Genomic DNA, 20,035 nt, shown 5'->3' with positions numbered 1-20,035 from the left:
CCACTCCCCTCACCCCAACCCCCGACGGCTTCCTCACCACCGGAGCCGCCCTCGAGCGCGGCCGGGCCTACCAGCTTGTGGAGACGAAGGCGCCCGCCGGCTACTCACTGCTCGCCGAGCCGATTGTGCTGCGCGTCGTGCGCGAGGGGGAGACGGACGTCCTTGAGTTCCGCGGACCCGACGGCGCGTTTTCTCAGGATTCGCCGATGGTGGGGCTGTGGGCGGGTGCGCCAGGGGAGAACGTGCAGCTCATCGACGCCGCGAACACCGTGAGTGTCTCCCTCGCCAACGTGCGCCAGGGGAACCTGCCCAAGACTGGTGGTGCGGGGCTTATGGTGTGGGTGGGCGTGGCGTCGATAATGCTCAGCGCTGGTTTCTGCGGGCTGTGGCGGCGCGGACGGCGAACTGGCTAATTGGTGGGCAAAGCTGTACTCTTTCTAAGAACGCCGTTAGTCATCTCTTAAAAAGGTCGTCTCCCCGTGTCTTCCCGAAAGTACCTCGCCGCCGCGCTCGGCGCCTCCTTGCTGATTGTCAACGCTCCCTCCGCGCACGCGTACAGCGGAGAGGTCGATCCGCTCGACGCGCAGTGCAAGACTGATACTGCGCTGGCGAACCAGGGGAAGGAGCTCCCGGACGTGGAGCGTTACTTCTTCGGCTCGAACCAGAGCAACATCCACGGCAACACGCTCAAGGTCTACAACACCACCGCCTACGGCGAGCACCTCAAAGAGGCCATGGACGCGTGGATCGAGGCCACCGGCGGTCTGCTGCGCGTGGAGTACGTGGACTACCGCGACCCCGAAGCCGTGAAGCTGGAGCTCGGATCCTTGCCTGGGATTACTGCGGGCCGCCAGCAAGGCACGCCCGGCAACAACCCTCGCGTGACGTTGAATCAGGCGCTGTACGCCAACCCGGCAAACGTCCACCACGCCAGCATGGTGATGACGATCGCCCACGAGATGGGCCACGCCATGGGGCTCGCGCACTCCTGCAGCGGGGCGCTGATGAAGAACGGCACAAACAGAGGCGAGCTCGCCCTGCTGCCGCAGAAGCTCGACGTGCAGATCCTGCTGCAGACGCACCCGCAGCTGCGCGAGCTGGGCGGGCAGCCGATGACGAGTGAGGTGTCGCAGCCGGCGGAGGAGACTTCAGTTTCGGCGGAGCCGTCCGTGGAGACTTCGGCGGAGCCCGAGCCGTCCGTCGAGCCGGAACCGTCGGAGACCTCCGTGCCGGAGACTACGGAATCCACGGCGACCTCGGCGGAACCGGAACCGTCAGTGGGGCCGGGACCAACCGTGGCGCCCGAGCCGTCGGAAACTGCCGCGCCGGAGACCTCAGTGCCGTCGCCGGTTGCCACCACGACGGAGCGGACACTAACGGAGCTGCCGCCTATCGACGTCCCCAAGCCCGCCACCATGGCAGACGCTGAGCAGGCTGTCGAAGACTACTCGGAGAAGTACCAGCAGTCACTTGCAGACGCCAAGGCAGCGGAGGACGCAGGCGATGCTGCACGCGCCGCAGCGCTGCAGCAGCACGCCGACCGGTACCTCGCCGCGTTCTTTGAGGCTGCCGACAACCGCGATGCGCTGGAAGCGGAGCTGAAGGCGAGCAGCGAGCCAACGTCTGAAGCTACTTCTGAGCAGTCGAAGCCTGCGGAGGAATCTACCCCGGCCGCCCCGACGACTACTACGGCTAAACCTGTGGCCTCGAAGCCGCAGTCGATGACGTCGGTCGCCGAGTCTCCGACGGGCAAGGCGACCACTACCGCGAAGCCCGCTCCGAAGCCGACGGTGGCTACGTCGGAGACGTCCACTAAGCCTGCAATGACGACGCAGGAGACGTCGACGGCATCGGCGGAGGCGTCCACGACGGTTGCGCCGACAACTACTACCGCGACGCCTGTGGCCTCGAAGCCGCAGTCGATGACGTCGGTCGCCGAGTCTCCGACGGGCAAGGCGACCACTACCGCGAAGCCCGCTCCGAAGACAACTGCGGATACGCCGAAGACGTCCGTTAAGCCTGCAATGACGACGCAGGAGACGTCGACGGCATCGGCGGAGGCGTCCACGACGGTTGCGCCGACAACTACTACCGCGACGCCTGTGGCCTCGAAGCCGCAGTCGACGACGTCGGCCGCCGAGTCTCCGACGAGCAAGGCGACCACTACCGCGAAGCCCGCTCCGATGACGACAGTGGCAACGCCCAAGGCAACCACTGAGCGAGTCTCAACGACCACCGCCGCGAAGCCGATTACGTCGACTCCGCGGGAGTCCACGGCGGAGGTGACGGATGTGTGGGCGTCGACAAGCGCTCAGGCGCCTGCGACCACGAGGGAAACGGCGCCTGCCGTTGGCCCGGTCGACGTGGCAGAGCCCGCGCCAACGGAAACTCGCTGGCCGTGGCCGGCGCTCCCGACCAGCACGACCAGTCCGACCAGCACGACCAGCGAAACCACCAGCGTCGCAACCCCGACCAGCACGACCAGCGCCACCCCCGATCCGACCGAGGGCAGCACCGCGACGACGCAGCCGACGGTGACCACCACGCCGACGGAGCCGGCCGACGCCCAAGATGCGTCCGGCAGTGCGTCGAGCGAGCGTGAGGGGTCGAGTGGTGGGACCATTGCCGCGATCGTGATCCCGCTGGTCCTGGGGCTCATCGGCATCCTCGGCGCCGGGTGGGCGTGGGCCGGCGGCCTGATTCCGGGGGTTCCGGCGCCGAATTTCTAAGCGCGTCGAAAAACCAGGATGGTAACCAGAGGATGGTGATTAGTCGAGTAACGTCTCGCAAACTCGCGGCTGTTACTCGGTTGATCACCATCCTGACGTTCCCATCCTCTGGTTACCATCCTGTCGCCTCACCGCGCGAATGGAGCCACCCGCCCCCGCAAAAAACAGCAAAAGCCCGGGCCGCCAAAAACGGCAAGCCCGGGCCAGCAAAGCAAAACGCGTTACTTCTTGTACGCCTCGATTGCGTCCTGCAGGATCTTCTCCGCCTCAGCCTTGTCGCCCCAGCCGGAACCGGTGACTTCCTTGTTCGGCTCCAGGTCCTTGTAGTGGACGAAGAAGTGCTCGATTTCGTTCTTCAGGAAGTCGGAAACGTCGGAAATGTCCTGGTAGCCCTCGTAGCGGATGTCGTCGATGACGCAGAGCAGCTTGTCGTCGGCGCCGGCCTCGTCGGTCATCTTGAACACGCCGATCGGGCGCGCGGCGACAACAACGCCGGGGAACACGGGCTCCGGGGTGATGACGAGTGCGTCGAGGGGGTCGCCATCGTCGGCAAGCGTGTGCTCGATGTAGCCGTAATCGGCGGGGTACGCCATCGGGGTGAACAGGTAACGGTCCAGGTGGACGCGGCCGGTCTCGTGGTCGACCTCGTACTTGTTGCGCGAGCCCTTCGGGATTTCGATGATGACCTCGGTAGCCATTGTTGCTCCTTTGCTTCGAGTGATGGTTCGGCTCACCATCATACGTGGGCTAGGGTTAGTGCCCGTGAAAGTATGGACTTGGGTAGTGGGCGCGCTCGCGCTCGGAGCTGTCGGCACCGTCGCGGGGTTCGGCGTCGCGGCGCAGCGCGATCTCGCATCGCTTGAGCACGCGCCGGCCTACGCGCTGCAAGCCCCGCCCGGTCTCCTCACGCCCGCGGAGGGCTCGCCGGTTGATGAGCAGTTGCTTATCGACGCCCTCTCGTCCCCCGCCGCAAACCCGGACCTTGGGACCTTCCACGCCCGGATCTCCAACGCCGCCACCGGCGAGGTCGTCTTTGACCAGCACGCTGACGAGCCGCTGCGGCCGGCTTCCGTGACCAAGGTCCTCACCGCCGCGGCCGCGCTCTACCAGCTGGGCCCGGAGGACACGCTGTCCACCGCGGTGGTGCGCGGCGCGAACCCGGGCGAGGTGACCATCCTGGCCGGTGGCGACGTCTGGCTCGACGACGCGGCCCTGGACGCGCTCGCAGCCCAGGTCAGCAACGTCGGAGCCGCCGTTGACACCGTCACCATCGACACGTCCTCCTGGGACGGCATGGAGGAGTACCCCGAAAGCTGGGACCCGGAGAACGTTGACGCCGGCTTCGTGGCGCCGATGCAACCCGCGATGCTCTCCGGCGGCCGGCTCGGCGGGGCGACGGAGGGCGACGTCCCGCGCACCCACACCCCGGCCCTGGACGTGGCGCAGGCGCTGGCGAACCGGCTTGGGGCGGCGAACGTCGCCGTCGCGGATGGCCCGGCGCCCGCGGACGCGGAGGTCGTGGCGTCGGTGGAGTCGCCGACCCTGCTCGAGCGGATGCGGGTGATGATGCGCAACTCCGACAATGTTTACGCCGAGGCGATTGGGCGCGAGCTCGCGCTGGCGCGGGGCACGACCGACGCGCCGCAGGCTGCCCTGGACACGCTCGCGGAGCAGGGCTTCGACGTCAGCGGCACCACCCTCTTGGACAACTGCGGGCTTTCGGACGCGAACCGCATCCCGCCCGCGCTGCTTGATGGCGTCCTACTCTCCTCAGCCACCGAAGCACCGATTCGCGATCTGCTGGGCACCCTGCCCGTCGCCGCGGGCGAGGGCACCCTCGCCTCCCGCTACGGCGACTTGGCCGGCCGCGGCTGGGTGCGCGCGAAGACCGGCACGCTCGATGAGACCTCCGCGCTCGCGGGCACCGTCACCAGTGTGAACGGCAACGTCTACACCTTCGCGTTCATCTCCAACGACTCGTCCATCCTGGAGGCGCGCCAGGGGATGGACAAGCTCGCCTCCGTCCTCCGCGACTTCTAGCCATGGCCGCGCAGCCGTTCTGGCCCCGCACCTCGCCGCACTTCCTGGCCTGTCGGCGCGCCGTCCGCGCCGCCCGGGCCGCAGACGCGCCCGCAGCGCCCGTGATCATCGGCCTGTCCGGCGGGCCAGATTCGCTCGCGCTCGTCGCCGCCGCGGCCGCAGAAGGCATCCCGGCGCGTGCCGTGGTGGTGGACCACGGGCTGCAGGAGGGCAGCGGTGGCGTCGCAAAGCGTGCCGCCGAGCAGGCGCGAGGCTTTGGCGTCCCGGCCGAGGTCGTGGAGGTGGCGGTGCCGCGCGGCGGGAACCTGGAGGCCGCGGCCCGCGAAGCCCGCTACGCCGCGCTCTTCGCCCACGGTGGCGAGGTATGGGTGGCGCACACCGCCGACGACCAGGCCGAAACGCTGCTGCTGGGCGCGCTACGCGGCAACCCGTCCGGCATGGCACCGCGCGCCGGGTGCCTCGTGCGCCCCTTCCTGCCCATCCGCCGCGCGGATACGGTCGGCGCGTGCGCCGAGCTCGGCGTGACCCCGTGGGAGGATCCGATGAACGGGGACCCCGCGTTTCGTCGAGTAGCGCTGCGCACGCGCATCATCCCCGAGCTCACCGAGCTCCTCGGCGGCGACGCCGTGCCCCCGCTCGCGCAGACCGCCGACCGGATCGCCGCCGCGCAATCGCTTCTCGACGCCCCCGCGACCACCTCCTGCGACGAACTCGCCGCCCTGCCCAGCGCCGTGCGCCGCTCCCGGATCCACGCGTGGCTTGTCAGCGCAGACGTGCGCCCCAACCGCGGGCAACTCGCCGCCATCGAGCGGCTCATCACGCACTGGAACGGCCAGGTCGGCGTGGACATGGCCGGGGGAGTGCGCGTGCGCCGGGTGGGCGGCGAGCTCACCCTCGAGCGGCGCGAGTAACGCCGCTTGAGGCGTTGCGCGATACTCAACACGACACGTGTTCGTAATATCGCTTCCCCCGACTGAAAGGCAGCTCACCATGCGTCCCCTCCGCACTTCCCTGGTCGCCGGTATGACCGCGATCGCTCTCGCCGCTCCCGCCGCTCCCGCGGCAGAACACCCCGCGATCCCGGGCTCCTCCTGCGGCCTGTTCACCGGCTCGTCCACCCTCTCCTCAGACCCCGCTCTCTTCTTTGCCAACCCGGTCGCCGCGCTGATCGGTGCGCTGCTCGCGCCGTTCCTGCAATACGGGCTGGATACCCGCCCGCCGGAGGACCGCTGCAAGTAGTCCTCCCGTTGTTGTCGCAGGCGGGGAAGAGGTGGCAGTATGAAGGAGTTGTAAGCCAACAGGAGATGGAAGGGCCCAACCATGACCGAGCTGTACACCAAGAAGGATTTCAACGTCCCCGCGAACCGCTACGGCGACGACGTTGAGGCCATCCTGCTCACTGAGGACGACCTGCAGGCCCGCATCCAGGAGCTGGCGGACATGGTCTCGGAGAAGTACAAGGACGCCGAGCAGGACCTCATCCTGGTGTGCGTGCTCAAGGGCGCGGTTTTCTTCCTCACCGACTTTGCTCGCAAGCTTTCCATCCCCGCCGAGATGGAGTTCATGGCCGTCTCCTCCTACGGCAACTCCACCACCAGCTCTGGTGTGGTGCGCATTCTCAAGGACCTGGACAAGGAGATCGCCGACCGCGACGTGCTCGTGGTGGAGGACATCATCGATTCCGGCCTGACCCTGTCCTGGCTGCTGAAGAACCTGAACGGCCGCGGCCCGAAGAGCCTCGAGGTCATCACGCTGCTGCGCAAACCCGAGGTGCAGACCGCCAAGATCGACCTGCTCGACGTCGGCTTTGACATCCCCAACGAGTTCGTCATCGGCTACGGGCTCGACTACGCGGAGCGCTACCGCGACCTCCCGTACGTAGGCACGCTGCACCCGCGCGTGTACTCCGAGGGCCAGTAGGCCCCGCCAGGCGACAACTAACTGTGACGACAAGTAAGACCCAAAAACTGTATGACTAAAAATAAAAACGTGTTGCGGTGGGGCATTTTCGCCGCCATCGCGCTCATCGCGCTGTACGTCCTGACGCTGTTTGGAGACGACACGCGCAATTACCAAACGGTCGACACGTCCGTTGCCGTCGAGCAGCTGCACAACTCCAACGCGCAGGAGGTGCAGATCGACGACCGCGAGCAGCGCGTCCGCATAGAGCTGCGCGAGCCGATCACGGTGGACGAGCACGAGGGAGTCGAAGCCATCTCCGCCCAGTACCCGGCGCGCACCACGCAGGAGATTTTCGACGCCGTGCGCGAGTCCGGGGCCGACAAGTACAAGACGAACGTGACGCAGGAGTCCTTCCTCCTGTCCATGCTGGGCTTCATGCTGCCGATGATCCTGGTCTTCGGCCTGATCTCCTACATGATGTACCGCATGCAGGCCGGCGGCGGCATGTTTGGCATCGGCGGCTCGAAGGCGAAGCAGCTGACCAAGGACAACCCGACCAACACCTTCGCGGACGTCGCGGGCGCCGACGAGGCCGTCGATGAGCTGCAGGAGGTCGTCGACTTCCTCATGGACCCGGGCGTCTACGAAAAACTCGGCGCGAAGATCCCGCGCGGCGTGCTCCTCTACGGCCCTCCCGGTACCGGTAAAACCCTGCTGGCCCGCGCCGTGGCTGGCGAGGCCGGCGTGCCGTTCTACTCCATCTCCGGCTCCGACTTCGTGGAAATGTTCGTTGGCGTGGGCGCCTCCCGCGTGCGCGACCTGTTCAAGCAGGCCCGGGAGAACAGCCCCTGCATCATCTTTGTCGACGAGATCGACGCCGTCGGCCGCCAGCGCGGCTCCGGCATGGGCGGCGGCCACGACGAGCGCGAGCAGACGCTCAACCAGTTGCTGGTGGAGATGGACGGCTTCGGCGACCGCGAGGGCGTCATCCTCATCGCCGCGACCAATCGCCCCGACATCCTGGACCCCGCCCTGTTGCGCCCGGGCCGTTTCGACCGCCAGATCCCGGTGACCAACCCGGACCTGGCCGGCCGCGCCCAGATCCTCAAGGTCCACGCCAAGGGCAAGCCGTTGGCCAAGGACGTCTCCCTCGACTCGCTGGCCAAGCGCACCGCCGGCATGTCGGGCGCGGACCTGGCCAACGTGCTTAACGAGGCCGCCCTGCTCACCGCCCGCGTCGGCGGCAACGTCATCACCACAGACGCGCTCGAGGAGGCGACCGACCGCGTGATCGGCGGCCCGCGCCGCTCCACCAAGATCATCTCCGAGCAGGAGAAGAAGGTCACCGCCTACCACGAGGGTGGCCACACCCTGTCTGCGTGGGCGCTCAAAGACATCGAGCGCGTCTACAAGGTCACCATCTTGGCCCGCGGCCGCACGGGCGGCTTCGCCATGACCGCGGACGAGGACGACAAGGGCATGTACAACCGCAACGAGCTGTTCGCCCGCATGGTCTTCGCCATGGGCGGCCGCTCCGCCGAGGAGCTCGTCTTCGGCGCGCCCACCACCGGTGCGTCCAACGACATCGAGCAGGCCACGAAGATCGCCCGTGCGATGGTCACGGAGTACGGCATGACCTCCTCGCTCGGCGCCGTGAAGTACGGCCAGGAGCAGGGCGATCCCTTCTCCGGCAAGGGCGGCGGAGGCTCGCTGGAGTACTCGCCGGCCGTCGCCGCCAAGATCGACGAGGAAATGCAGGCGCTTCTCGACGAAGCCCACCAGGTGGCCTACCGCACCCTCGAAAAGTACCGCGACCAGCTGGATGCGCTGGCCTCCGCGCTCTTGGAGAAGGAGACCCTGCGCCGCCCGGACCTAGAGCAGCTGTTTACTGACATCGAGCCGGTACGCCCCGAGCTGCCCGCCCACGACGCCCGCTTCCACCAGCAGATCGGCCGCGAGCCGGTCAAGACTCCGGTGGAGCTGGCGAAGGAACGCGGCGAGGAGCCGCCGAAGCGCTTCTCCATCCTGGAAGCGTCGAAGGCGACGCGTGAGCGCCGTCAGCGGGAGCGCCAGCAGCGTCAGCAGGGCCAGCAGGGCGGCAACCACTGGCGCCCGGGCAAGCCGGGTAAGGACGGCAACGGATCGTCGCAGTGGACCCCGCCGACCGGCGGCAGCCGCCCGAACTACGGCGGCCCGACGCCGCCTCCGGGCTGGACCTACCCGGGGGATGGCCAGCAAAGCCAGCAGGGCCAGCACCCGGGGATGCGGAACTACGCGCCGACCCCGGACCAGCCCGCCCAGCCGGAGCAGCCGGACAATGAGACCGCCGAGATCGGCTTCCGCCTCCCCGACAACGAGCGCCCCGACGAGTCGTACTACAACGATGATGCGGACGGCCGCGGCGGCAGCACCGCCTACCGCCCCGCGTCCGAGGACACGACCCGCCAGCTGCCGCGGCACCGGAAGGAAGACCACGACAGCAACAGCGACAACCACCCCACCGACCCAGAGGACCGACCCAACAATGACCAATAAGTTTGACCAGCAGCGCGCCGAAGCCGCGGTGCGCGAACTGCTCATCGCCGTGGGCGAAGACCCGGACCGCGAGGGCCTCAAGGAGACGCCAGCGCGCGTCGCCCGCGCCTACGAGGAGGTCTTCGCCGGCCTCCACACCGACCCCACCGAGGTCCTGGAGAAGACGTTCGCGGAGAACCACCAGGAGCTGGTCCTCGTGCGCGACATCCCGATCTACTCCACCTGCGAGCACCACCTCGTGCCCTTCTACGGCAAGGCGCACGTGGGCTACATCCCGGGCAAGGACGGCAAGGTCACGGGCCTGTCCAAGCTCGCCCGCCTCACGGACATGTACGCCAAGCGGCCGCAGGTGCAGGAGCGGTTGACGGGGCAGGTGGCTGACGCGATCGTCGATAAGCTTGGTGCTTCCGCAGTCATCGTGGTGGTCGAATGCGAGCACCTGTGCATGGCCATGCGGGGGATCCGCAAGCCCGGCGCCGTGACCACCACCTCCGCGGTGCGCGGCGGCTTCCAGTCCAACGCGGCCTCGCGCGCCGAGGTCATGAGCCTGATAAGGAGCTAGCCATGGTCAGCGTGGCCGATCTCACTGCGCCCGGCCGCACGACGGTGATGGGCATTGTCAACGTCACCGAGGACTCGTTCTCCGACGGCGGCCGCTGGCTTGCCGCCGACGACGCGATCGCCCACGCGCACGAACTCGTGCGGCTCGGGGCAGACATTATCGACGTCGGCGCCGAATCCACCCGACCCGGCGCCACCCGCGTCCCGGCCGAGGTGGAGGCCGAGCGCGTCCGCCCCGTCATCGCGGCGCTGCACGCGGACGGGATCCGCACCTCGGTGGACACGATGCGCGCGTCGACGGCGCTCGCGGCTGCCGACGCCGGCGTGGACCTCATCAACGACGTCTCCGGCGGCCTCGCCGACCCCGACATGTACCGCGTCATGGCCCAGACCCAGCTGCCGGTGTGCCTGATGCACTGGCGCGCCGACGCCTTCGTCAACGCCTCCGGCGCCGCCGACCACGGCGGGGACGTGGTGCGCGACGTCCACCAGGTGCTGGGGGAGTTGGTGGACAACGCGCTCGCCGCCGGCGTGGCGCACGACCAGATCACCCTCGACCCCGGCCTCGGCTTTGCCAAGACGGCCGCGGACAACTGGGCGCTGCTGAACGCGCTGCCGGAATTCATCGCTGGCGAGTTTCCCATCCTGGTCGGCGCGAGCCGCAAGCGCTTCCTCACCGGGGTGCGCAAGGAGCGCGGCCTGGAGCACGGCCCCGTCGACGCCGACCCCGCCACCGCCGCCGTCACCGCGCTGTCCGCGCACTACGGCGCGTGGTGCGTGCGCGTGCACGAGGTCGCGGTCTCGCGCGACGCCGTCGACGTCGCCGCCAAGTGGCGCGAGGGAGGTGCGCACTCATGGCCGACCGCATCGAACTGAAGGGCCTGCAGTGCTTCGCGCACCACGGCGTGCTCCCGCACGAGACCGAGTTTGGCCAGTCCTTCACCGTGGACCTCACCTGCTGGGTGGACTTCGCCGAGGCCGCGGCGGGCGATGACCTGACCAAGACCGTCAACTATGCGGAGCTCGCGCAGCTCGCCTACGACGTCGCCGCGGGCACCCCGCGCCAGCTCATCGAGACCGTCGCCACCGAGATCGCCGACACCGCCATGGACCGCTTTGACGCCCTGCACGCCATCGAGGTCACCGTGCACAAGCCGCACGCGCCGATCCCGCTCGTCTTCGACGACGTCGCCGTCGTCTGCCGCCGCAACCGCAAGCACAGGAGGTAGCATGCGCGCCGTCATTTCCGCAGGCTCCAACATGGAGGACTCGCGCGCGCACCTCGCCTCGGTCGTGCGCCACTTCGCGGGCTCGCTCGTCGCCGCCAGCTCGCTCTACGCCACCGCCCCCTGGGGCAAGACGGACCAGCCGGACTTTCTCAATCAGAGCATGCTTATCGACGCCCCCCTCACCCCCACCCAACTCCTCCGCGAATGCCAGGCGCTCGAGGAGGCCGCCAACCGCGTCCGCGTCGAGCGCTGGGGGCCGCGCACCCTGGACGTGGACATCGTGGACATCGCCGGCTACACGTCCAACGACCCGGAGCTGACGGTGCCGCACCCGCGGGCGCACCTGCGCGCGTTCGTCCTCGCGCCCTGGCTGGAGATCGACCCGGCCGCTACCCTGGGCGGCGAGCGCGTCGCCGATCTGCTCGCCCGCCTGGACCCGGCGGAGCGCGACGGCGTGCGCAGACTGGAGGGCTAAGAGGATGAGCAGCGAGGGCATGCACCGCACGTCCTACGCGGCGCTGATCGGGGCGGCGGGGTTCTGCGCGGCGGCCACATTGATTCTGATGCGCCGGTGGTACGGGGCGGTGGCGTCGATAGGCGCTGCTGTGCCGTCGAGCCTCTGGGTGCTGGCGCTGGTGTGCACGGTGCTCGTGGTGGTGGTGAAGCGGCGGCGCTCCGACGGGCGGGTCGGGCTGGACCGCTCGCAGCTCAACCCGATGATGGCCGCGAATTTTATGCTGTTTGGCAAGGCGTGCGCGTGGGCCGGCGCGGTGTGCGGCGGGGCGTACCTCGGGCCGCTGGTGTACGTGGTGCCGCGGCTGGGCACGCTCGCCGCGGCGGGGGAGGACCTGCCGGCGCTCATCGGCGGTGTGGTCGGCGGGCTGCTGCTCGCGGTGGCGGGGGTGCTGCTGGAGAAGGCGTGCGAGGTGTCGCCACCCTCGTCGGGCGAGGGCGTTAGCTAAGGTACTAATCATGACTGCCCAACCCTCTTCTAGTGACCGCGGAAACCTCTGGGTCATCGTGCCGTTCGCGCTCGCGATCGTGGGCACGGTGGTGATGCTGTTTACCAACTCGGCAAACGCGCTGAAAATCTCGCTCATCCTCGCGCTATGGGCCGCCGCGGCCGGGCTGATCGTGATCTTCCGCATGCGCCGCGACCGCGACGAAGCGACCCGCGCCCTCCAGCAGAGCGAGGCGAACCACAAGGAAGAGCTGGCGCGCCTGGAGCGGCAGCCGGCCGCCGCCGCGGGTGGCGCCGGCGCGAGCCCGGTGGACACCGAGCTGCTCCGCGAGCTGCAAGCGGAGATCAAGGCGCTGCGCTCCCAGCTGGAGGAGATGAGCGGGCAGGTCTTCGAGTACGAGCCGGCCGCGGTGCGTGCGGCGGCGCGGCGCATCCAGGAACTCGAGCGCCCGGCGGAGGCCGAGGCTGCGGCCGAGCCGAGCGAGCCGACTGCGCCGAGCGAGCCGGCTGAGCCCGTTGAGGCGCCCAAGTCCGAGCCCCACAAGCACGAGACCAAGGGGCCGTCGAGCTTTGACACCGCGAAGATCTCCGTGGTGCGCACCCCGGCCCCGGAGCGCGCGAACGGCTCCCACCGCCGCGGTCGCCCCAGCGGCGCGCCGAGCAGCGACGCTGTGCGCGGCAACATCGGGCAGCAGCCGCAGCGCGAGCAGCAGAACCCGCTGTCGGCGCTGATCAGCGAGCGGACCAAGACCGAAACCGCCGCGCCAAAGCCGGAGCCCAAGCCTCAACCCCAGCCGCAGCCGGAGCCGGAGACGCACGTTGGGCGGCATGAGCGGGGCGTCGAGAAGCGTGAAAGCGACGAGCGCCGCGGAGGCCGGCGCCGCCGCGATGCCGGCCGCGAGGGCTCGCTGTCCGTCTCCGAGCTGCTGGAACGCAACAAGCGCTAGTGGCGCCGACACTCTTGGCCGGCGCGATCGGCAACGCGTGCGGGCTCGCCGACGACCTCGAGCGCGCCGGGCACACCGTCCGCCCGCTCGACCTCGCGGACCCCGGGCTCATCGCGCACGTGGACCTCGTGCTCATCGACGTCGCCAGCCCCGCCGAAGTCCGCAGCATCGCCGCCCGCCTCGCCCCGTACGCGCGGCCGCGCCAAATGTTCCTGCACACGGCGCTGCTCGGCGGCGCGCAGCTGCTCGATGACGTGGAAACGGCGCGCGCGATCGTCATGTGCGCCTACCGCCTCCACGACCGCACGTGGCTCACGTCCGCGGCCGACGAGCTCGGCGAAGGCGTCGTCGCCATGCTCGTCGCGGAATCCGGCGGCACCGCCGTGCCCATCGCAGATTCGGCGCGCCCGCGCATCGCCGCCGCGCAGGAACTCCGCGCCGCGCAGCGCACCTTGCTTATCGACGCCCACCAACTCCTCACCTCCGCCATCCCCAACCTCCCGGCGCTCGGGGACGAGCCCGCGGGCGAGGGACCGGGCCTTGACCCGGCCACGGCGGACCTGCTGCTGGGCGCGATCGACGACCCCGGCGTGCGCCGCGCGTTCGTGGACATGCAGCGCAGGGGTGCGGAACAGGCCCGCGACGCCGCCATGCAAGTGTGGGCAATGGACAAATACGAAGGGAGAAACCAATGACGTTTACACCGGGAGCAGCGACCGTCGTGCGCGACGAGGCGCTGCTGGCCACCTACGGGCGCGCGTTCCGGAAGGTGGGCAAGTCGATCGTGGTCGTGCCGCTCGGCCGCGCGGTGCACGCCGGGCACATCGAGCTGATCCGGGCGGCGAAGTCGCTGCTGGGCTCGTACGTGTTTGTCACCTTCTCGGGCGACGAGGTCCCGGAGATCTTCGCCGAGGAAAAGGTCGACGTGGTCTTCCACGGAGAACTGGGCTGCGCCGCCAGCGTGGACACCGGGATGGCGCACCTGGAAGACGCCGAGGCGGTCGGGCGCGACGTGGCGCGGCTGCTCGCCACGCTCAACGCCACCCACGCCACGGACCTGGTGCTGGGGGAGAAGGACTTCGAGCTGCTCGTGGCGACGCAGCTGGCGGTCACGGCGCTGCGCATGGAGGTGAAGATCCACAGTGTGCCCACGGTGCGTATGCCGGACGGGCTGGCGGTGAGCCTGCGCAACGGCGACGTGCCGGAGGAGCACCGCGACGCGGCGCTCGCGCTGGCCGCGGCGTTGACGGCGGGCGCGCACGCGGCGGAGCACGGCGCGCACGTGGTCCTGGAAACCGCCCGCGGGGTGCTCGCCGCCGCCGGGGTCGAGCCCGCCTACCTTGAGCTGCGCGACCTTGCCATGCGCCCCGCCCCACCGACCGGCGACGCCCGCCTCCTCGCCGCCGTCGATCTGGGCGGCGTGCACCTGATTGATAACGTCGGCGTGCCGCTGGGCGTCGGGTTTAAAAACATCGAGGCATAGCGGGCGCTACACTCTTGGGCATGTCTGTGTCCAACATCGCTGCACTGCTGAACCAGCGCTTCGGCTTCACCTTCGACCAGGAGCAGGTCCTGGAAACGGGCCGCACCGCCGATTCCACCCTGTACACCGCGTCCAACGAGAGCGGCCAGGCCGTGGAGGTCGAGCTGTTTGCCGCCACGCCGGGGCCCGACGCAGCCGATGTGGTCGGCGCGCTCAACACCGCGCTCGCGGAGGCGTCGCACCCGGGCGTGTTCCAGCCGCGCGGCGCCGGACTGACCGACGGCGGGCACCTGTTTGTGCTCCGCGAGGCCCCGACCGGCACGCCCCTGCGCCAGCTGCTGGGCGAGAAGCAGGCCGTCGGCTCCGCTTTCACCAAGACCGAGGCGCGCGACCTGCTCCAGCCGGTCGCCGAGGCCATCGATGCCTACAACCGCGAGGGCCACGCCGACTTTGTCGCCCGCTCGATTACACCGGACCACCTGCTGGTCCAGCCCGCCTGGTCGTCCACGCCCGTGAAGATGGCGCTCGTGGGCCCTGCGCCCTCGCTTAGTGACGCCACCGGGTCCGCAGAGCGCAACCGCGCCGATTTCCGCGACCTCGTCGCCGAGCTCACCGGCACCCCCGTGGACGCCGAGCTGGCCGGCGAGTCCGGCTCCTGCGCCGGCTACCTCCTCGCCCTGGCAGGCGGCGCCGCCTCCGCGGTCGAGGACCAGGGCCCGCTGACCTCCGTGGCGCCGCGCCCGCAGGACGGATACCGCAAGCCCCCGGAGCCGTACGCCTACGGCCCCACCGGCGAGTACAAGCGCCCCGCCGTGGTGAAGAGCAAGATGAACCCGTGGCCCTGGATCATCGCGGTGCTCGTGCTCCTGCTCATCGCGCTCGGCGCGTTCTGGTGGTGGTGGGACAACAGCCGCGGCGCGCAGTGGGAGGGCGCCGACGCGGAGATCGCCGAGGCGTACCCGCAGCTGGTGTCCGGCAGCTCGGGCCAGAAGGGCTGGGAGGACCTGCAGTGCGAGTCCGCCACCCCGGAGCAGGGCCAGGAGGGCAAGATCCGCTGCGCCAACCAGGACCTGGGCGTGTCCGTGTCCAAGTACGTGTCGCAGGACGCGCGCGACGAGGTCGTGCCGGGCCGCGACGAGGCCGTCATCCTGGGCAGCGGCGAGTGCATGATCGACTCCTACGAGGTCCCGGACGCCTACCCGCCGGCCTTCGTGATGGTGCCGGAGAACAAGGAGCAGTTCATGGTGGTCATCAACGGCCACGAGGCCGAGGAGAAGCGACTCGCGCTGCCGATGTGCGAGTAGCGCCACCGCCCGCCGTGGCATACAGTAGGCGGGCTCAGCATTGCCTGGAGCACAGGGGAGCGTCGATAAGCGTGCTGCCCGCGTGCTCCTTCTTTTGTCCCACAGAAAGGTGACTCCGCGCGTGACCGCCCGTACCGCTTCCGCCGCACCCAACCCGGCGGTCCTGCTTGGCATCCTCGTGTTCTCGGCGATGATGATGATCTTCAACGAGACGACGGTCTCGGTGGCCCTGCCGGCGATCATGCAGGAGTTCGCGGTCAGCGCCGACGTGGCGCAGTGGCTGCTCACCGGCTTCATGCTCACGATGGCCGTGGTGATTCCCACCACCGGCTTCCTCATCGAGCGGCTTACAACCCGCACCCTGTACTTCGCCGCGATGGGCCTGTTTATCGGTGGCAGCGTGCTCGCGGCGCTCTCGCCTGCCTTCGTCGTCCTCATCCTCGCCCGCATCGTCCAGGCCGCGGGCACGGCGGTGATGATCCCGCTGCTGTTCACGGTCACGCTCAACGTGGTCTCGCCGCAGCGCCGCGGCACGGTGATGGGGCTCAACGCCGTGGTGATCTCGGTCGCCCCGGCGCTCGGCCCGGCGCTGGCTGGCGCGGTGCTGAACGCGTACACGTGGCACCACATCTTCTGGGTGATGGTGCCGGTGCCCGTGCTGCTCGTCGTCTGCGCGTTCTTCTTCATGCGCAATGTCGGCGAGACCCGCTCGACGCCGCTCGACCTGCCCTCGGTCGGGCTGTCGGTGCTGGCGTTCGGCGGCCTGGTCTACGGCTTATCGACGTTCACGCAGCTCCTCACCGGCGAATCCGTCGCCCCGGCGATCGCGCTGGTGGTGGGCATCGTGTTCACCGTCGTGTTCGTGCGCCGCCAGCGTCGCCTCGCCGCCCGCCACCGCGCGCTGCTGGACTTCGGGGCGTTCCGCTACCGCGACTTCACCTGCTCCATCATCGCCGTCGTCTTCATCTTCGGCGCGTTCCTGGGCACCGTGAACTTGCTGCCCATCTACATGCAGGGCGCGCTCGGGCTATCCACGCTGCTCACCGGCCTGCTCCTGCTGCCGGGCGGCGTGGCGCAGGGGATCGCCTCGCCGATCGCGGGGCGGATCTACGACGCCGTGGGGACCCGCCCGCTGGCCGTCCCCGGCGCGATCCTCATGGGGGTCTCGCAGGCCGCGCTGTGGCTGCTGCTTGGCGAGGACACCCCGGCGTGGGTGATCGTGGTCTCGCTGATCGCGGTGAACGTGGCGATGGCGATGGTGATGACGCCGCTGCTCACCGCGTCGCTGTCCGCGCTGCCGAACGCGCTGTACTCGCACGGCTCCGCGATCCTCAACACGCTGCAGCAGCTCGGCGGCGCGGCCGGCACCGCGGTGCTCATCGGCGTGATGTCGCTGCGCGTGGCGGCGGGCGCGACGCAGGCGGAGGGGTCTGCGTCGGCGTTCGTGGCGGGGGTGGTGGCGTCGATAATCGCCCTGGCCGCGGTGAGTCTTGTGGGCGGGCGGCGCGGTACCGTGACCGTGGAGTCGAGTGAGCCTCGCTGACCGACTACGATGGCTGAACGTGAATACGCCAGAACTTTCAGAGCAGCAGCAGATCCGCCGGGACAAGAGGCAGAAGCTTCTCGACGCCGGCCAGGACGCCTACCCAGTCAGCGTCGAGCGGACCACCTCCCTGCAGGACCTGCGGGCGAAGTACCAGGCCGTGCCCGAGGGGGAGGGCGACGGCGCGACCAAGCTGGAGCCGGGGCAGGAGACCCAGGACGTGGTGGCCGTCGCGGGCCGCATTATGTTCCAGCGCAACACGGGCAAGCTCTGCTTCGCCACCCTGCAGGAGGGCAACGGCACGCAGCTGCAGGTCATGCTCTCGCTCGCGGAGGTCGGCGAGGACGCGCTGGCCGCGTGGAAGTCGGACACTGACCTCGGCGACATCGTGTCCGTGAAGGGGCGGGTCATCGCTTCTCGACGCGGCGAGCTCTCCGTCCAGGCGCAGTCCTGGCAGATGGCGTCGAAGGCGCTGCGGCCGCTGCCCGTCGCCTTCGCGGACATGAACGAGGAGCAGCGCGTCCGCCAGCGCTACACCGACCTGATCATGCGCGAGGATGCCCGCACGAACGCGATGACGCGCATCCGCACCATCGCCGCGGTGCGCAAGTACCTCACGGGCGAGGACTTCGTGGAGATCGAGACGCCGATGCTGCAGACGCTGCACGGCGGCGCCGCCGCCCGCCCGTTTGTGACCCACTCGAACGCGCTGGACATCGACCTGTACCTGCGCATCGCGCCGGAGCTGTACCTCAAGCGCGCAGTCGTCGGCGGCATCGACCGCGTCTTTGAGATCAACCGGAACTTCCGCAACGAGGGCGTGGACAAGTCGCACTCGCCGGAGTTCACCATGCTGGAGACCTACCAGGCGTGGGGCACCTACCACGACGGCGCCGAAATGATGAAGGGCCTGGTGCAGTTCTGCGCCCGCGAGGTCTTCGGCTCCGAGCAGGTCACGCTTGCCGACGGCACCGTGTACGACTTCTCCGGCGAGTGGAAAGTCCTGGAGATGTACCCGAGCCTCAACGAGGCCCTCGCCCGCAAATTCCCGGGCCAGCCCGAGGTGACCATCGAATCGAGCGTGGAGGAGCTCACCGCCATCGCCGACACCATCGGCCTCAAGGTGCCGGAGGGTGCCGGCTGGGGCCACGGCAAGCTGGTCGAGGAGATCTGGGAGGAGCTGTGCGGCGACCAGCTCTACGAGCCGACGTTTGTGACCAACTTCCCGGTCGAGACCTCGCCGCTGACGCGCGACCACCGCGATAAGCCCGGCGTGACCGAGAAGTGGGACCTCTACGTGCGCGGATTCGAGCTGGCCACCGGCTACTCCGAGCTCGTCGACCCGGTGATCCAGCGCGCTCGCTTCGAGGACCAGGCGCGCCTGGCCGCCAACGGTGACGACGAGGCCATGGTGCTTGACGAGGACTTCCTCGCCGCCATGGAACAAGGCATGCCGCCGACAGCCGGCTGTGGCATGGGCGTGGACCGCCTGCTCATGGCCCTGACCGGCCTGGGCATCCGCGAGACCGTGCTGTTCCCGATGGTCAAGCCGGAGGCGTAGGTGGCCGCAGACGCGGGCGTTCCCGCGCACGGCACGCACACGGCGCTGCTGCCGCGGCGCGTGCCGGCGTGGCTGCTCTGGTCCGCCGCGATCATCGGCCTGCTGCGCGCCGCGATCATCCTGCCGCTGCTTCGCGACGGCCTCGACTTCGTCCCCATCTGGGACGCCGTCCAGCGCTACACGCACGGCGTCCCGGTCTACAACGAGGACTACTCCACGTCCGACCCCCACTACCTGTACGGGCCGGGGGCGAACGTTGTCCTGGCGCCGCTGGCGGTGTTCGGCTCGTTCGATGTGGCCCGGTGGGCGATGGTGGGGGCGAGTGTGGCGTCGATAAGCATTGCCCTCTGGTGGACCGCCAAGATGGTCGCGCCGGAGATGGCGCGCCCGCTCACGCTCGCGGCGATCGGCATCGCGTTCAACGTACCGGAGCCGGTGGAATCCACGATCTACCTCACGAATATCAACGGGTTCCTGCTGCTGGTCATGGTGGCGTTCGTGCACGCGTGCCTGCGCGACTACCCGGGCTCGCGGATCGTCGCCACGCTCCTGCTCGCGTACGCGGTGACGATCAAACCGCAGTTCATCGTGCTCATCGCCGTGCCATTCCTGCTGGGGCAGTGGTGGGTGCTCGTGGGCGCGGTGGCGGTTTACGCCGCGCTGTTTGGCATCGGCTGGGCGACCACCGCGGAGCCGGGCTGGTACACCGAGCGGCTTGTGCCCTACCTGGCGGAGACGCGGCAGTACGACAACGGCGCGATCGGCGCGCTCGGGCTCAGCGGCGCGGGCACGGTCGCGGTGAGCGTCGTCGTGCTCATCGGCGTGTTCGGCGCGGTGGCGGTGCTGTTCCCGCAGCGGCGCGAGCTTGGCGTGGTGTGGGCGTTTTGCACGATCGGCGTGCTGTTCTGCGGCGTGTTCCTGGTCGGCGGCCTGCTGCAGGGCTACTACGCGGTGTGGTTGATCCCGCTGGCCATGACGGCGGTGGACCTGCGCTCCCCGGTGCGCAGTTGGGCGGCCGGCGTGGCGCTGGTGTGCACGATGGGCGTGATCGCGCTGCCCGGGGTGCCCAGTTTGCTCTCTACCCTCGGATGGAGTGCCCTGCCCTTTGCTATTGCGGTGGCGGCGGGCCTAAGATTGAGGCCAACAACAGGGTTGTTACCCGCGTGAGTTCGCGGGGCAAGACCTGGGGCGTTTTGGCGTCCCAGGTCTTTTTGTTTGCCTGAAGCGAAAAGGAGCATAC

The 20,035-nt window shown here is 69.2% G+C and carries 20 protein-coding genes; 19 read left to right on the top strand and 1 reads right to left on the bottom strand.

Features of this window, described 5'->3' with window-relative positions:
* Both OVO38_RS11430 and OVO38_RS11425 read left to right on the top strand, forming a co-directional pair.
* Positions 1–413 (top strand): SpaA isopeptide-forming pilin-related protein (locus OVO38_RS11430; protein ID WP_267208555.1); only part of this gene is annotated, 413 nt, incomplete at its 5' end.
* A gap of 66 nt (positions 414–479) precedes the next feature.
* On the top strand, positions 480–2,729 hold the full coding sequence (locus OVO38_RS11425) for a hypothetical protein (protein ID WP_267208554.1): 2,250 nt from the start codon (positions 480–482) through the stop codon (positions 2,727–2,729).
* 221 nt (positions 2,730–2,950) lie between these two features.
* Here the strand turns inward: OVO38_RS11425 and OVO38_RS11420 are convergent, their stop codons facing one another.
* On the bottom strand, positions 2,951–3,427 hold the full coding sequence (locus OVO38_RS11420; protein WP_267208553.1) for an inorganic diphosphatase: 477 nt from the start codon (positions 3,425–3,427) through the stop codon (positions 2,951–2,953).
* A gap of 64 nt (positions 3,428–3,491) precedes the next feature.
* Here OVO38_RS11420 and dacB point away from each other — a divergent pair, with 64 nt between their 5' ends.
* From dacB to OVO38_RS11335, 17 genes are all read left to right on the top strand, one after another.
* The gene (gene dacB / locus OVO38_RS11415; RefSeq protein ID WP_267208552.1) at positions 3,492–4,769 is read left to right on the top strand and encodes a D-alanyl-D-alanine carboxypeptidase/D-alanyl-D-alanine-endopeptidase; all 1,278 of its coding nucleotides are present in this window, start codon (positions 3,492–3,494) and stop codon (positions 4,767–4,769) included.
* Positions 4,770–4,771: 2 nt separating this feature from the next.
* Positions 4,772–5,680 carry a tRNA lysidine(34) synthetase TilS gene (gene tilS, locus OVO38_RS11410; RefSeq protein WP_267208551.1) on the top strand — a complete coding sequence of 303 codons (909 nt, stop codon included), beginning with the start codon at positions 4,772–4,774 and terminating at the stop codon, positions 5,678–5,680.
* 79 nt (positions 5,681–5,759) lie between these two features.
* Complete coding sequence (locus OVO38_RS11405) at positions 5,760–6,008, top strand: hypothetical protein (RefSeq protein WP_095554821.1); 249 nt, start codon at positions 5,760–5,762, stop codon at positions 6,006–6,008.
* A 90-nt stretch (positions 6,009–6,098) separates the two neighbouring features.
* Complete coding sequence (hpt, locus tag OVO38_RS11400; RefSeq protein WP_095536349.1) at positions 6,099–6,689, top strand: hypoxanthine phosphoribosyltransferase; 591 nt, start codon at positions 6,099–6,101, stop codon at positions 6,687–6,689.
* Positions 6,690–6,740: 51 nt separating this feature from the next.
* Positions 6,741–9,206 (top strand): ATP-dependent zinc metalloprotease FtsH, encoded by a 2,466-nt coding sequence (gene ftsH, locus OVO38_RS11395; RefSeq protein ID WP_267208550.1) that lies wholly within the window; start codon positions 6,741–6,743, stop codon positions 9,204–9,206.
* Entirely contained in the window at positions 9,196–9,768 is a 573-nt protein-coding gene (gene folE, locus OVO38_RS11390; protein ID WP_095275596.1) for a GTP cyclohydrolase I FolE, read from the top strand. The genes ftsH and folE overlap by 11 nt, the downstream gene beginning before the upstream one ends.
* A gap of 2 nt (positions 9,769–9,770) precedes the next feature.
* Positions 9,771–10,643 (top strand): dihydropteroate synthase, encoded by an 873-nt coding sequence (gene folP / locus OVO38_RS11385; protein ID WP_267208549.1) that lies wholly within the window; start codon positions 9,771–9,773, stop codon positions 10,641–10,643.
* Positions 10,622–10,996, top strand: a complete 375-nt coding sequence (gene folB / locus OVO38_RS11380; RefSeq protein ID WP_267208548.1) for a dihydroneopterin aldolase — start codon at positions 10,622–10,624, stop codon at positions 10,994–10,996. The genes folP and folB overlap by 22 nt, the downstream gene beginning before the upstream one ends.
* A 1-nt stretch (position 10,997) precedes the next feature.
* On the top strand, positions 10,998–11,471 hold the full coding sequence (folK, locus tag OVO38_RS11375) for a 2-amino-4-hydroxy-6-hydroxymethyldihydropteridine diphosphokinase (protein ID WP_095554825.1): 474 nt from the start codon (positions 10,998–11,000) through the stop codon (positions 11,469–11,471).
* Positions 11,472–11,490: 19 nt separating this feature from the next.
* Positions 11,491–11,958, top strand: a complete 468-nt coding sequence (locus OVO38_RS11370) for a DUF3180 domain-containing protein (RefSeq protein WP_267208547.1) — start codon at positions 11,491–11,493, stop codon at positions 11,956–11,958.
* Between the two features lie 10 nt (positions 11,959–11,968).
* Entirely contained in the window at positions 11,969–12,904 is a 936-nt protein-coding gene (locus tag OVO38_RS11365; RefSeq protein WP_267208546.1) for a DUF6779 domain-containing protein, read from the top strand.
* Positions 12,904–13,599, top strand: coding sequence for a hypothetical protein (locus OVO38_RS11360; protein ID WP_267208545.1), 696 nt, complete (start codon positions 12,904–12,906; stop codon positions 13,597–13,599). Before OVO38_RS11365 ends, OVO38_RS11360 begins: the two co-directional genes overlap by 1 nt.
* Complete coding sequence (locus OVO38_RS11355; RefSeq protein WP_095536295.1) at positions 13,596–14,387, top strand: pantoate--beta-alanine ligase; 792 nt, start codon at positions 13,596–13,598, stop codon at positions 14,385–14,387. The genes OVO38_RS11360 and OVO38_RS11355 overlap by 4 nt, the downstream gene beginning before the upstream one ends.
* 20 nt (positions 14,388–14,407) lie before the next feature.
* Positions 14,408–15,691, top strand: a complete 1,284-nt coding sequence (locus OVO38_RS11350) for a hypothetical protein (RefSeq protein ID WP_095536294.1) — start codon at positions 14,408–14,410, stop codon at positions 15,689–15,691.
* A gap of 121 nt (positions 15,692–15,812) precedes the next feature.
* Positions 15,813–17,234: a DHA2 family efflux MFS transporter permease subunit gene (locus OVO38_RS11345; protein ID WP_267208544.1), complete on the top strand. Its 1,422-nt coding sequence runs from the start codon at positions 15,813–15,815 to the stop codon at positions 17,232–17,234.
* Between the two features lie 19 nt (positions 17,235–17,253).
* On the top strand, positions 17,254–18,795 hold the full coding sequence (lysS, locus tag OVO38_RS11340) for a lysine--tRNA ligase (RefSeq protein WP_095275636.1): 1,542 nt from the start codon (positions 17,254–17,256) through the stop codon (positions 18,793–18,795).
* Positions 18,796–19,962, top strand: a complete 1,167-nt coding sequence (locus tag OVO38_RS11335) for a glycosyltransferase family 87 protein (protein WP_267208543.1) — start codon at positions 18,796–18,798, stop codon at positions 19,960–19,962.
* The last annotated feature ends 73 nt before the right edge of the window (positions 19,963–20,035 follow it).

The sequence above is a fragment of the Corynebacterium sp. Marseille-P8863 genome, assembly GCF_946902955.1.
Lineage (GTDB): Bacteria > Actinomycetota > Actinomycetes > Mycobacteriales > Mycobacteriaceae > Corynebacterium > Corynebacterium gottingense.
Note: the sequence above shows the minus strand (reverse complement) of the source record. Positions and strands in the feature narration are given on the sequence as shown.

What these genes read in the sequence shown, in the direction of transcription:
- OVO38_RS11420 (WP_267208553.1), bottom strand. Translation starts at nt 3,427, where the DNA reads ATGGCTACCGAGGTCATCATCGAAATCCCGAAGGGCTCGCGCAACAAG.
- tilS (WP_267208551.1), top strand. Translation starts at nt 4,772, where the DNA reads ATGGCCGCGCAGCCGTTCTGGCCCCGCACCTCGCCGCACTTCCTGGCC.
- OVO38_RS11405 (WP_095554821.1), top strand. Translation starts at nt 5,760, where the DNA reads ATGCGTCCCCTCCGCACTTCCCTGGTCGCCGGTATGACCGCGATCGCT.
- ftsH (WP_267208550.1), top strand. Translation starts at nt 6,741, where the DNA reads ATGACTAAAAATAAAAACGTGTTGCGGTGGGGCATTTTCGCCGCCATC.
- folE (WP_095275596.1), top strand. Translation starts at nt 9,196, where the DNA reads ATGACCAATAAGTTTGACCAGCAGCGCGCCGAAGCCGCGGTGCGCGAA.
- folP (WP_267208549.1), top strand. Translation starts at nt 9,771, where the DNA reads ATGGTCAGCGTGGCCGATCTCACTGCGCCCGGCCGCACGACGGTGATG.
- folB (WP_267208548.1), top strand. Translation starts at nt 10,622, where the DNA reads ATGGCCGACCGCATCGAACTGAAGGGCCTGCAGTGCTTCGCGCACCAC.
- folK (WP_095554825.1), top strand. Translation starts at nt 10,998, where the DNA reads ATGCGCGCCGTCATTTCCGCAGGCTCCAACATGGAGGACTCGCGCGCG.
- OVO38_RS11370 (WP_267208547.1), top strand. Translation starts at nt 11,491, where the DNA reads ATGCACCGCACGTCCTACGCGGCGCTGATCGGGGCGGCGGGGTTCTGC.
- OVO38_RS11365 (WP_267208546.1), top strand. Translation starts at nt 11,969, where the DNA reads ATGACTGCCCAACCCTCTTCTAGTGACCGCGGAAACCTCTGGGTCATC.
- OVO38_RS11355 (WP_095536295.1), top strand. Translation starts at nt 13,596, where the DNA reads ATGACGTTTACACCGGGAGCAGCGACCGTCGTGCGCGACGAGGCGCTG.
- OVO38_RS11350 (WP_095536294.1), top strand. Translation starts at nt 14,408, where the DNA reads ATGTCTGTGTCCAACATCGCTGCACTGCTGAACCAGCGCTTCGGCTTC.